The 12,122-nt window shown below is 46.4% G+C and carries 13 protein-coding genes; 6 read left to right on the top strand and 7 right to left on the bottom strand.

All coding sequences use genetic code 11. The annotated features are described in order from the left end of the window. Positions 1 to 22: 22 nt before the first annotated feature. The 3 genes from slrA (at position 23) to DIC78_RS11815 (ending at position 2,469) form a co-directional block, all read left to right on the top strand. The gene (slrA, locus tag DIC78_RS11825; protein ID WP_044159932.1) at positions 23 to 181 is read left to right on the top strand and encodes a transcriptional regulator SlrA; all 159 of its coding nucleotides are present in this window, start codon (positions 23 to 25) and stop codon (positions 179 to 181) included. 435 nt (positions 182 to 616) lie between these two features. Further along, complete coding sequence (locus DIC78_RS11820; RefSeq protein ID WP_024123298.1) at positions 617 to 931, top strand: DUF485 domain-containing protein; 315 nt, start codon at positions 617 to 619, stop codon at positions 929 to 931. Beyond that, positions 928 to 2,469 (top strand): solute symporter family protein, encoded by a 1,542-nt coding sequence (locus tag DIC78_RS11815; protein ID WP_127696355.1) that lies wholly within the window; start codon positions 928 to 930, stop codon positions 2,467 to 2,469. Before DIC78_RS11820 ends, DIC78_RS11815 begins: the two co-directional genes overlap by 4 nt. A 44-nt stretch (positions 2,470 to 2,513) precedes the next feature. On the opposite strand, the gene DIC78_RS11810 is transcribed toward DIC78_RS11815, so the two are convergent. The 7 genes from DIC78_RS11810 to cidR form a co-directional block, all read right to left on the bottom strand. Then, positions 2,514 to 3,116 carry a DsbA family oxidoreductase gene (locus DIC78_RS11810; protein WP_127696354.1) on the bottom strand — a complete coding sequence of 201 codons (603 nt, stop codon included), beginning with the start codon at positions 3,114 to 3,116 and terminating at the stop codon, positions 2,514 to 2,516. Positions 3,117 to 3,204: 88 nt separating this feature from the next. Then, positions 3,205 to 4,455 (bottom strand): iron uptake transporter deferrochelatase/peroxidase subunit, encoded by a 1,251-nt coding sequence (efeB, locus tag DIC78_RS11805; protein WP_059292268.1) that lies wholly within the window; start codon positions 4,453 to 4,455, stop codon positions 3,205 to 3,207. Positions 4,456 to 4,473: 18 nt separating this feature from the next. Further along, positions 4,474 to 5,631: an iron uptake system protein EfeO gene (gene efeO / locus DIC78_RS11800; protein WP_127696353.1), complete on the bottom strand. Its 1,158-nt coding sequence runs from the start codon at positions 5,629 to 5,631 to the stop codon at positions 4,474 to 4,476. Then, positions 5,628 to 7,073 carry a ferrous ion permease EfeU gene (locus DIC78_RS11795; protein WP_127696352.1) on the bottom strand — a complete coding sequence of 482 codons (1,446 nt, stop codon included), beginning with the start codon at positions 7,071 to 7,073 and terminating at the stop codon, positions 5,628 to 5,630. Before DIC78_RS11795 ends, efeO begins: the two co-directional genes overlap by 4 nt. A gap of 154 nt (positions 7,074 to 7,227) precedes the next feature. Then, positions 7,228 to 7,896 (bottom strand): thiamine phosphate synthase, encoded by a 669-nt coding sequence (gene thiE, locus DIC78_RS11790; RefSeq protein WP_106019771.1) that lies wholly within the window; start codon positions 7,894 to 7,896, stop codon positions 7,228 to 7,230. After that, the gene (thiM, locus tag DIC78_RS11785; RefSeq protein ID WP_024123305.1) at positions 7,893 to 8,711 is read right to left on the bottom strand and encodes a hydroxyethylthiazole kinase; all 819 of its coding nucleotides are present in this window, start codon (positions 8,709 to 8,711) and stop codon (positions 7,893 to 7,895) included. Before thiM ends, thiE begins: the two co-directional genes overlap by 4 nt. 7 nt (positions 8,712 to 8,718) lie before the next feature. Then, positions 8,719 to 9,627: a cidABC operon transcriptional activator CidR gene (cidR, locus tag DIC78_RS11780; RefSeq protein ID WP_010332370.1), complete on the bottom strand. Its 909-nt coding sequence runs from the start codon at positions 9,625 to 9,627 to the stop codon at positions 8,719 to 8,721. Positions 9,628 to 9,732: 105 nt separating this feature from the next. On the opposite strand from cidR, the gene DIC78_RS11775 reads away from it, so the two are divergent. The 3 genes from DIC78_RS11775 (at position 9,733) to DIC78_RS11765 (ending at position 12,088) form a co-directional block, all read left to right on the top strand. After that, entirely contained in the window at positions 9,733 to 10,119 is a 387-nt protein-coding gene (locus tag DIC78_RS11775; RefSeq protein ID WP_003222205.1) for a CidA/LrgA family holin-like protein, read from the top strand. Then, positions 10,101 to 10,778, top strand: coding sequence for a CidB/LrgB family autolysis modulator (locus tag DIC78_RS11770; RefSeq protein ID WP_044159947.1), 678 nt, complete (start codon positions 10,101 to 10,103; stop codon positions 10,776 to 10,778). The genes DIC78_RS11775 and DIC78_RS11770 overlap by 19 nt, the downstream gene beginning before the upstream one ends. Positions 10,779 to 10,885: 107 nt before the next feature. Next, positions 10,886 to 12,088, top strand: a complete 1,203-nt coding sequence (locus DIC78_RS11765) for an MFS transporter (protein ID WP_127696351.1) — start codon at positions 10,886 to 10,888, stop codon at positions 12,086 to 12,088. The last annotated feature ends 34 nt before the right edge of the window (positions 12,089 to 12,122 follow it).

Below are 12,122 nucleotides of genomic sequence, written 5' to 3'. Positions count from 1 at the left end.
TTTTATACAATTGGAGGTTACTATGAAAACTCAAGTTAAAAAAGATTTGGACAAAGATTGGCATATGTTGATTCAAGAAGCTAGATCCATTGGGTTAGGCATTCATGATGTGAGGCAGTTTTTAGAATCTGAAACAGCGATGAGGAAAACCAATCACAAAAAAACCGTCCGCCAAGACTAATCCGGACAGGCGGATCTTTTACCTCTGGCTTTTCTATCATCTGATCTGAGTTTTCACCATTTCCTCTATTCGATAGCTTATATACTGCGCCGATTTTGAGGACAAACGGTGTTTCAGCCTAAAATATGACAGACAGCTGGTGATGCGGTCACCTCTTGGCACATGCATTGTCATAAAGAGGTGATGCGAACATGAAACCGGACTTTAGAAAAAGAGCAGCTTTGCAAGGCTGCATTTGGTGAGGTTTTGAAAGCAAACTTGTTAATATACAGCAGCTGGAAAACCTTCGCCCGTTTTATACCCCCGCGTTCTTATCTTCACGTTTCCTGCTTTTTTCGTCCACTTTATGATCCTGAAGAATAAATCAGACTTTCTGTACATACCTATTGGTGTACCTTTATGCTTCTTTTTCAGCAGAATAAAAGGAGGAAAGCCATGTACAGATCGCAAGCTGATTACCAAAAGATTGCTGGATCTCCATCTTTTCAAGCCTTTTTGAAGCAGAAACGGGCCTTTATTGTTCCAACTGCGATTTTCTTTTTTGTCTTTTATTTTTCACTCCCTGTTTTAACGTCTTATTTCACCTTTTTGAATACTCCGGCAGTTGGTGCTGTTTCATGGGCTTGGCTGTTTGCTATCGCTCAATTCGCTATGACGTGGACACTCTGTACGGTGTATTCCCGAAAGGCAGCTCGTTACGACCAATTTGTAAACGCTTTAAAAGAAGAGCTGAAGGGTGAACAGACATGAACCTGACAGCGTTTCTGTTATTTGTAGCGATTGTCGGTCTAACGCTTGTGATTACGTATTTTGCAGCGAAACAAACGAAAACGACGAGTGAGTTTTATACGGCCGGCGGCGGGCTCACCGGTGTTCAGAATGGACTGGCAATTGCCGGCGACTACATGTCTGCCGCGTCGTTCCTCGGCATTGCCGGAATGATTGCGTTATATGGGTTCGACGGATTTTTTTACAGCATCGGTTTTCTTGTCGCTTATCTCGTTGTCCTCTATATCGTGGCGGAGCCGCTTCGGAATCTCGGAAAGTATACGATGGCGGACATGATTGCGGCGCGTTTTAAAGAAAAGAAGATCCGCGGTGTCGCCGCTCTCAATACCATCGCCATCTCTACCTTTTATATGATCGCTCAGCTCGTGGGGGCAGGGGCGCTGATTAAACTGCTGCTTGGGCTCGATTATACCGCGGCCGTTCTGATTGTCGGAGTGCTCATGACCATTTATGTCGTGTTCGGCGGAATGATCGCGACGAGCTGGGTTCAGATTATCAAAGCCGTTTTGCTGATGGCCGGCACCCTCGTCATCTCCATCATCGTTTTTTCTAAATTCGGTTTTAACCTTAATACAATGTTTGAGCAAATGAAAACCGCTACCCCGCTTGGCGCTGATTTTTTAAATCCAGGGAACAAATACAAAGTCCCGCTTGAAACCCTGTCGCTGAATTTGGCACTTGTGCTGGGGACCGCCGGCCTTCCGCATATCTTAATTCGCTTTTATACAGTTAAGGATGCCAAAACTGCCCGGGCATCAGTCGTTTCAGCAACATGGATCATCGGTGTGTTTTACATTATGACGGTATTTCTCGGATTTGGTGCAGCCGCGTTTGTCGGTTTTGACGCGATTACAGCGGCCGATCCAGCGGGAAACATGGCGGCGCCGCTTCTGGCAAAAGCACTCGGGGGAGATTTCTTGTTCGCGTTTGTATCAGCCATCGCCTTTGCCACGATTTTGGCAGTGGTGACAGGCTTGGTGCTGTCTGCCGCTTCTGCGTTTGCCCATGATATCTACAGCCAGATTATCAGAAAAGGAGAAGCAACTGAGAAAGAACAGATGAAAGCGGCCAGATGGGCATCTGTCGCCGTGTCAGTGCTGTCTATCATTCTTGCGATTTTTGCTCAATCCTTAAATGTCGCCTTTCTTGTCGCATTGGCATTTGCCGTTGCCGCCAGCGCAAATCTTCCGCTGATTGTGTTTACTGTGTTTTGGAAAAGATTCAATGCCTCAGGTGCATTATGGGGCAGCCTGACTGGGCTGATCAGTGCACTTGTCCTCGTGTCGATGAGCCCGAGTGTGTGGGACCCGGCCGGAGGTGCTATTTTTGTAGGCAAGCCGCTCATCCCGCTGTCTAATCCGGGCATCATTTCGATTCCGCTCGGTTTCCTCGGTGCGTGGCTTGGAACGCTTCTGTCTTCTGATAAAACGGCTAGTGAAGATACATTTGCGGAAATTCAGGTGAAGGCGCATACGGGAATTCATATGGATCAGGATTAAAAAAAGCTCTCTAAACAGATTTTTGTTTAGAGAGCTTTCTTAGGTTACGTTTTCTGTTGTTCCTGAGAAATCGCGTTTTCAAATACTTCCTTGCCGGCTGCTCCTGGAATCACGGTGTCGCCGATGACAAAGGTTGGTACGGCTGTAATGTCAGCTTCTTCATAGGCGTGCTTCAGAGCTTGCCGCTGCACGTCGTGATATGTTCTTCCTTCCAGCGCAGCTTTGAATAATGCTCCGTCTAAGCCAACTTCCTCCGCCAGCTTCGTCAAGATATCAATCTCCCCAATGTTTTGGCCCTCTTGGAAAAATGCTGCAAATACACGGGTATTGTACTCATGTCCTTTGTTGTATTCTTTGGCAAAGTGAAAGCCTTCAAAAGCCAAGTCTGTATATGGGTGAGGCGAGACGTTTGGAAATTTGATATCGACTCCCAATTTCTCCGCCATCGGTCTGATCGAGGTTTGCCACATATACTTCTTGGAAGGGTCGTTTACAGGATCAAGCTGCGGTGAAGGACTTGGACGCAATTCAAACGGCATCCACTCGACTTCAACATCCTTTCCTTTTATCGCCTCTTCAAAAGCGGCTTTTCCAATGAAACAAAATGGGCAGACGTAATCTGAATAAACTTTTATCTGTACTGTCATGATTGTCTCCTTTCGTATAGGTTGATTTTAAACTGTAACAATAAAAGTTACAACTGTTTTTTAAAAAAGAAGCCCGCATGGCTTCTTTTTACGATTCAAGCAACCGCTGAGCGATATATTCTCCTTTTTTACACCCGCCGGGAATTGCATATAAAGCAGAACCAATCGTTTGCGTATATTCATTTAACGCATCCTTTGCCGAAAGTGCCTTCAGCATGGGAATGAACTGATTGTCGGGATTTTTTTGAAAGCTGATAAACAGGAGACCTGCATCCATATAACCGGTTTTGGAGTCAATGCCTTCCGTATAAGAAAAGGCTCTTCGCAAAATTTGTTTCCCTGTAGATTTCGCAAGGCTGACGTGCGAATTTGACGGGATTTGATTCAGCTTGACAGGGTCTGTTTCCTTTTTTTGGCCAAAAGGCGCCCCGGAGCTTTTTCTGCGGCCAAAAGTATCCTCTTGATCCTTCAGGGAAGAGCGGTCCCAAATTTCAAGGAACATTTTGATTTTCCGAAAAGCCATATAAGTTCCGCCTGTCATCCAGTCAGGCTCGCCAGATTGAATCCACACAATCGAGTTCATCAAGGTGTCATCCTTGGTGCTTTGGTTCCCTGTTCCATCTTTAAACCCAAATAGATTGCGCGGCGTTTCTCCATTTTTGCCTCCGCTTAAAAAGCCTTTGTTTATAAAGCGGACTTCACAGGTGCCCACCGCTTGATTCAGCAGGTTTCGCAGCGCGTGAAACGCCACTTGTTCATCATCTGCGCATACTTGGATGCAGATGTCTCCGCTTCCCTGCTTCGCATCGAGATTGTCATTCGGCATCGCCGGAAGAGCAGCAAGGTGTTTCGGTTTCTTGCCTTTCAGTCCGAAACGATCCTTTCCATTTTTTTCGAAAAAGTCAGGCCCGAAGCCAAAAGTAACAGTTAAATTGGAAGGCGGTAAATCAGCCGATTCACCCGTATCCTGCGGAGGCAGATATTGATTTTTCTGCTCGCTCGACATTTTGTTTCCTGACGTCAGCATTTGTGTCAGGCTGGTCCAGTTTCTGAATAACGTGATGATATCGCTTTTCTCCTTCGCCGTCACATCAAGCGCGGCAAAATACACGTACGTCTGATGGGCAGTGGTGATTCCGGCCTGATGCTTTCCGTAAAATGGAACAACCTGGTCATCCTCTTTTTCGTCCTTCTTCGATGGCTTAGCCGCGGTCTGAACAAGCGGAGCGAGACCGCCGAGGCCGCTGGCGCCAATCGCCACGGCCGCCCCAGCCATCGCTCCCCATTTTAAAATGTCCCGTCTGTGAATTTGTTCTGGCTTTTTCTGTTCATCGCTCATGCTGTTACAAAACTCCTTTTATAGCACATTCGCAATCTTCGACATGGTTTCAGAAAGAGTCGTCAGCTTTGTGCTCAGCTCTCTGATTTGATCTTCACTTAATTTATCATAAGACGTATAGGCCTGATCATTCGTTTTGTATTTTGCCATTAAAACTTCAAATTCGCTGAATTCGGTATCCAGCTTTTCCGTCAGATCAGAGTGATCTTTTACGAGAGCGCTTTTCACAGTTTGATACACAGCCTCGGAGCCTTCAACATTTGCCATAAGATCGACTAAGTCGATTCGTGAGTAGCGCTCCTCTTCACCCGTAATTTTAGAAATACCTGCTTCGTTCAGAAGCTCCATCGCGCCTGCCACAATTTGTTCAGGCGTTAATGTCAATGATTCAATCGAGCCATCAAGCTCTTTTACATCCTTGACAAGCTGGTCAGCCGTCGCCTTTTCCCCGGAAATATTTTTATCCTTCCAAATGGCTTTCTCAAGCTTGTGGAACCCTGTCCATTTGTCTCCTTCTTCTACATCGTTTTCACGGGCATCAATTTTCGGGTCAAGATCTCCGAGGCTTTCGGCAATCGGTTCAATTCTTTCGTAATAGACGCGCGCTTTCGCATATAACGTCTTTGATTTTTCAATATCGCCTGCCTTCACGGCAGCTGTAAATGCTTCCGTCGCCTTCACAAGCTGATCGCTCTGCTCTTTGACGTAGTCTTTATATTCATCTGCCGCTTTTGCCAGCTGATCGCTTGCCTTTTTGCTGCTCTTCTTCGCTTCTGTCAGGTCTTCTAAGGACGCTTTCAGTGACTCGGATTCTGTCTTGATTTTGTCTGTATCCGGTTTGGATTTTTGCGCTTCTGTGTAGATTGGCTGAAGATGCTTTTCGATTTCTGTGTATTCGAACGGATAGTCGCTGCGAATATCATTTTCAAAAGAAAGCCAGTAGCTGTTTAATTCTTTCCCCTTCTTTTGAATCTCTTTTTGATCAGCTTTTTCAGCTGATTCATTCAGCTCGGAAATCATATTCTCCATTTTATCGACGGAAGCTGCGATCTCTTTGCTTACCCCGCTTTTATCAGATGACGCTTTTTCTTTAGTTGACGAAGTGTCATTGGCTCCGCATCCTGCACACAGTGCAAGGATGCATCCGGCTGTTACAGCAATCTTTATGATATTCATTTTGTCAGTTCCTTTCCATTTGAATAATGTTTTGCCGCTTCTGAGATAAGCGCAATCAGTAAAAATAGCAAAATCAGCAATTGCGGAATCGTACTGTACACGGACGGATAAATTCCGAGAACGGACACAGACGGCAGCCAGCTTTCTGCATCAGACGGAAGGATCCCCGCGAGTTGCAGGCTGTGGACGCCTGTTCCGAGAAATTTCACGCACATATACAGGACAACCGCCATTGACAGCAGAAAAAACGGCTTCAATGGAATGCGCATTCCGAGCCTCATCATAAGAACACCGACGATGACGAGAACGACAAGACCCGCGGCTGTCCCGCCGATCAGCTCAGTGAGAGAGAGCTTTCCAACAAGGCCGATGAAAAAGATGACTGTTTCAAGCCCTTCCCTCACGACTGCCAGAAATGCAATGAGCGCAAAGGAAAGCAGGCTTCGTTTTTTCAGCGCCTGTGATTTCTGGATATTGATTTTTTCTCTCCACTTGTCCATCGAGGCGTTTCTATGCAGCCACACCCCGACATACAAAAGCATGACAGCGGACAGCAAGCCGGTGATTCCGCCTAGCAAGAAATTGTTTTCTCCGAATACATTCGAGGAGAACAGGAGGGTGACGCCGATTCCGGCTGCTAAGGAAACGAACATGCCGGCTGACGCGCCGCCCCAGACCCATGCAGAAGAACGGGTGACACGGGCTTTTTTTGTCATGGTCAAAAGCGCCCCGATGACAAGCAGCGCCTCCATCCCTTCTCGAATTGGGATCAATGCCGCGTCCCACCAGCTGTAGCTGCTCGAAGCAATCGGCTCAAGCAATTGAATCATTTCGTCAATTTGCTTTATTACCTGATCGGGATGGCTGTCGATTTCAGCCTTCATGAGTGCCAGATTTTCCTCCGATGTGGTATACGCTTCTTTGGATTGGGATACGACGTCTCCTTCTACGGCCAGCCAAGATGTGATTAAGTTGTCGATAGCGGCTGACGCTTCACCCATCTGTTTTTTTTCTATCAATTGTTTTGTGTCTTTTAAGCTTTGAATATAGGCTGTTAAGGACGCCCTTGATTGACCAGAGGATGCCTTCTTCAGTACGGCAGCCTGCTGGTAGGTTTCTAAGTGAGAAGAAAGCTCTTCAAGCTGTGTTTCGAGTTTGTTCGCGTCTTGATTAATGAAAGAAAGAGAAATCATAGCGATATTCGAGTCCATTTTGCTGTGGGATGAAAGGTTTTCCTTCTTAATAGATGGTTCTTCCTTTTTCCACGCCGATTTGAAGGTCTCAAATGTTTGCTGTGCGGAATCTATATCTCCGTCTCGTACAGATTTGATCATTTGCTTGTTTAATTCAAGCAGGGAAGCAATCGGATCATTTTCCGCATGCACCGCCGAACCGAAAAACATCAACAAGCTGAGTAATATAAGTGTCAGCCCCCGAGCCATCATGCTCCTCCTATAATTGAAAATGATTATCATTGTATATCATAATCATAGCCAGTTCCCGATCTTTGTCAATGAAAATTTGAAGGTCTGAAAACCTTGGCGGAACAGCAAAAAGGCTGCCCTTTACAGGACAGCCTTTTGAAGGCAAATCGGGTTATCTGCCGGTCTTATATGTGTGAATAACATCGTAAAATTTGCGTGCGGCTTCTTCCGGATCTTCCGTCAGACTGATAGCGCTGATCATACTGACACCATCAGCCCCCGCTTCGATGACGGGAGCGGCATTTTCTATTGTGATGCCGCCGATGCCGACAATTGGGATGCTGATGCCTTGACGTCTCACCGCTTCAATCAGAGACACACCCTGCACAGCTCTTGTATCCTTTTTTGTTTCCGTCGGATAGATCGGACCAAGACCGACATAATCTGCTCCATCCTCCTCGGCTTGCTTCACCTCAGACATCGTATGGGCGGACACGCCAAGGATCATATCGCCAATGGCGTCACGGACCTCTTTTGCTTTCGCATCCTCTTGGCCGATGTGCACACCGTCTGCCTTCAGCTTCAGTGCCAGCTCCACATCATCATTGACAATAAAAGGGACTCCGGCTTCACGGCATGCCGCCTGAACCTTTGCGCCGAAGGCAATCCGCTCCTCTCCTGTCAATGCGCCTTCGCCCTTTTCACGAAACTGGTACAGAGTGGCACCGCCTTTTAATGCATTTTGCACGACTGCCACAGGATCAGCTTTCGTATTGTTTGAACCCATAATGAAGTAAACAGATAATAGCTCTTTCATCATTTCCCGAGAAATACGTGTCATGAGACTGTCACCCTTTCTATTGTCGCTAGCTCTAGTACATCTTGTTCAGAGACAGAAGACAGCTTGTTCAGCAATTCAATCTGAAAACTCCCCGGACCTTTGTCAGCTGTCTGCTGCGCGGCAAGCTGTGCCGCAACACCATATGAGGAAATCGCAGCGATGGCAGCGTATAACGGATTTTTTTCCACTGCACAAAAAGCACCGACAACTGAAGTCAGAAGACATCCGGCGCCTGTCACCTTCGTCAGCAGTTTGTGGCCGTTATGAAGAGTGTATACGTTAGATGCGTCGGCAATTACGTCGACTTCCCCAGTAATCGCAATGACCGTGTTCAGTTTTTGCGCCGCCTGTTGAGCCAGACGGATGATGTCGCCTCCGCCTTCACCGGCATCGACTCCTTTGATCATCCAATCCGAAACACCGACGGTATGTGCAATTTCCGCGGCATTTCCCCTGATTGCAGAGAGGCGCACCTCACGAATCATCTCACGTGCCGATTCAGTGCGGAACGGTGTCGCTCCAGCCCCCACGGGATCAAGAATGACGGGTACGCCATGTTCATTCGCTGATTTACCCGCAATGATCATAGCTTCGACGGTTTCTTTGCTTAGCGTTCCGATATTTAAAACGAGCGCACCCGCGATTTTCGCCATGTCGGCGACCTCTTCCTTCGCATAAGCCATTACGGGTGATGCACCGAGGGCGAGCAGGCCGTTCGCTGTAAAATTTGTCACAACATTGTTTGTTATACTGTGCACCAGAGGGCTATGCTTCCGGACGGCTGTTAGACGTTTTGCTGCTGATTGTGCATCCATATTAGCATCATCCTTTACTCTCTCTTTTTTTCGGATCCCATAAATACGATTTCGTATGTTCAAGCCAAGCTCTTGCCGCAAAGGACAAATAGCGATCCTTTCTCCATATAATCGCAAGATGCCAAGGGATGACCGGATCGACAAGCGGAATGACTTTGACCTTTTCCGGGTCAAGGCCGCGGCATATGCGTTCCGGCAAAAGTCCGATCCCCAGGTTGGCTGACACCATCTCACTGATAAAATCCCATTGTGAGGTTTCGTAAATGATATGAGGTCTGAATCCGGCCTTGATACATTCCATCATAATTCGATTGTGGAGAACAAAATCCTCCCTGAAGAAAATAAAAGGCTCTTCCTTCAAATCCTGTAATCGGCTCTCTTTCTCACCCGCCAGCCGGTGGGAAGGGTGTACGACAAGCATTAATGTTTCTTTTACGATCGTAAATGAATGAAAAATGTCTTCGTTTGCGGGGAGAACAACAACACCGATGTCAAGAGAACCGTCCCCAACGCCTTCTTGGACTTTGATAGAGCCGTCCTCAACGAGCTGAAAGGTCACATTCGGATAATTTTCCCGAAAATCGCCGAGCACTCGCGGGAAAAATCCTGAGCCGATCATCGGCGGCAGTCCGATTCGCACATGCCCCTTCTTGACCTCCATAATATCATTTAACTCAGATGTCAGGTTTTGAAATGATTTAATGATTTCCTGCGCCTGCACATACATGCTATGGCCGGCGTCCGTCAGCTCCACCTGTCTGCCGTTTCGGTAAAAAAGCTCGATCCCAAGCTCCGCTTCTAAATTTTTGATCATTTTCGATATCGTCGGCTGAGAAACATAAAGTGATTGAGACGCCTTCGTAAAACTTTTCAGACGGGCGACCTCCAGAAAATATGTTAAATGGCGGATGTCCATTTGTTTCACCCTTTCTATAGACAAAAGGAATACTTATTATGCTTAATATATATTTTACCTATAGCGCAACCTCATGTACAATATGAATATAAGGGAGGCATCAATATGAAAAAACTGTTGCTAACCGTTATTCAAATCGCTCTGTTATTTATATTTGCTCGGCTGATTAATTGGGTGACAGCCCTTCTTCATATAAATATTCCCGGCAGTATAATTGGGATTGTGATTCTTTTCACATTATTACACTTTAAAATCATCAAGCTTGAATGGATAGAGCTTGGCGCGGCGTGGCTTCTTGGGGAGCTGCTTTTATTTTTTATCCCGTCTGCCGTCGGAGTGATTGAATACGGAGACATTATGTCAAAATTCGGTGTCAGCATTTTGCTTGTTGTCATCATCAGCACGTTTGTCGTGATGGTGTCCACAGGAACGCTTACACAAATCATTGCGAAAAGAAAGGAGAAAAAACATACGTGTTCATCGGAATTGTAAGTTTGTTATTAACGGTTTTGGTGTATTTAGGAGCAAAAAAAGTATATTCGCGTTTTCCGCGAGTCTATACGTCGCCGCTATTGGTGACGCCCGCTGTGTTAGTCGGTCTGCTGCTGCTGGTTAATGTCCCGTATGAGACATATAATCTCGGCGGTGAAGTGCTGACCGATATGCTTCAGCCGGCTACCGTGGCATTTGCGATCCCGCTTTATAAATATTTCCCTGTTTTAAAGAAATACGCAGTGGAAATTATTTTAAACGTCGCCCTCGGCTCATGCATCGCGATTATTTCTACAGCTCTTATTGCGAAATGGCTTCACCTCGGAACTGGCTTGATTGACAGCCTTGTTCCAAGATCAGTGACAACGCCGATCGCCATGAACGTATCTGAAATGATCGGCGGAATGCCTGCGGTCACAGCCATATTTGTCATTTTGACTGCATTGTTCGGCACCGTCATCGGGCCGATGGTCATCCGCTATTTTCGCATTGATAACGAAATTGCGCGGGGCGTGCTGCTCGGCACAAGCGCACATGGAGCGGGCACATCCAAAGCATTTGAGCTTAGCTCAGTGTCCGGCACGATTTCCAGCGTGTCAATGATCCTTGCGGCGATTATGACGCTTTGCGCGGCGCCGTTTTTACTTTCATTTATGTAGGAAGAAAAAACTGTCCTGGCAAGGGCAGTTTTTTTGTGTCTCCTTCCATTGAAAAGCTGCAAAATTACAATATAATGTAATTTGTGGATACCAAAGGAGGCACCCCCATGCATAACTTGCAGGTGAAACGGCACTACGCAGCATTAAAAGGATTTTATTTGTTTGCTTTCCTGGGCACAGGCAGTATCATTCCGCTGCTCAGTATGTATTTAACAAAGGAACAGCATTTAAGCGGCTCACAAGTCGGCTTGATTATGTCACTCGGCCCGATTGTGATGATCTTTTTCCAGCCGTTTTGGGGTATGCTGAGTGATTATACGCAAAAAACAAAAAGCCTGCTTGCGGTTTGTACATCTGTAACAGGTGTCATCGGGCTCGGCTACATCGCATTTGACGGCTTTCCCCTGTTTATTCTGATTGCGGCCTGTTTTGCAGCCTTTCAGAGCACAATCATTCCATTGTCAGACAGCATTTCTTTACGCTACACACAACAAACAAACGGAAACTACGGCGGAATCCGCCTGTTTGGTTCTCTCGGATTCGGCATTGCGGTGTTTGTCATGGGACAGGTGACGAATCAGCTGTACCCCATTCACGTCATCTTTATCTTTGGCTGTGCCTTTCTGTGCATGGCAGCCATATTGGCCTCACAGATGCCGGGCCAGCAGAAAACAAAAACAAAGATCAATATCCGCAAAGGGTTCCGGGAGCTGGTCAGCAACAAACCTTTCCTCATCTTTATGATCATCACCTTTACGACATTTGCACCAAATTTAGCGAACAATACATACTTCAGTCTGTTTCTCGACAAAAGCGGCGCGTCTCTTTCCGCCATTGGCCTTTTATTTTTTATCGGAGTGATCTCAGAAATTCCGTTTATGAGGTTTGCGCAGAAATTCATAGATAAAATGGGATTGCTCAATGTCATCATACTGTCCGGCGGGGTTTCATTATTCAGATGGACGCTTTACTTCACAGAGCCTTCGTTATGGATCATTTATGCGACGGTATGTCTCCAAGGCGTTTCTATTGGTTTATTTATTCCGGTGGCGCTGCAGTACGTCAAAAAGATTACCCCGAGCCATGTGGAGGCGACAGCGCTAACCATGTACGCCGCCATCGGCAACGGATTCGGCAACTGGTTCTGTACGTTTGTTGGCGGATACATTTTTGACTACGTTTCCATCTTCGCGGTCTATCTGCTCTTCGCCATTCTCAGCATAGCGGGCGCAGGGCTGACATTATATTTAATAAAAGCAGAAAAAAATAAACATACGCTTCATCAGCCGGCTGTTACTTTTAAACCATAACGACTATAATGAATAAAAAGAAAGGAAGTGTGCT

The sequence above is a fragment of the Bacillus halotolerans genome (genome assembly GCF_004006435.1).
Classification (GTDB): domain Bacteria; phylum Bacillota; class Bacilli; order Bacillales; family Bacillaceae; genus Bacillus; species Bacillus halotolerans.
The sequence above is the reverse complement of the archived record's forward strand: the minus strand, read 5'-3'. Positions and strand labels throughout refer to the sequence as shown.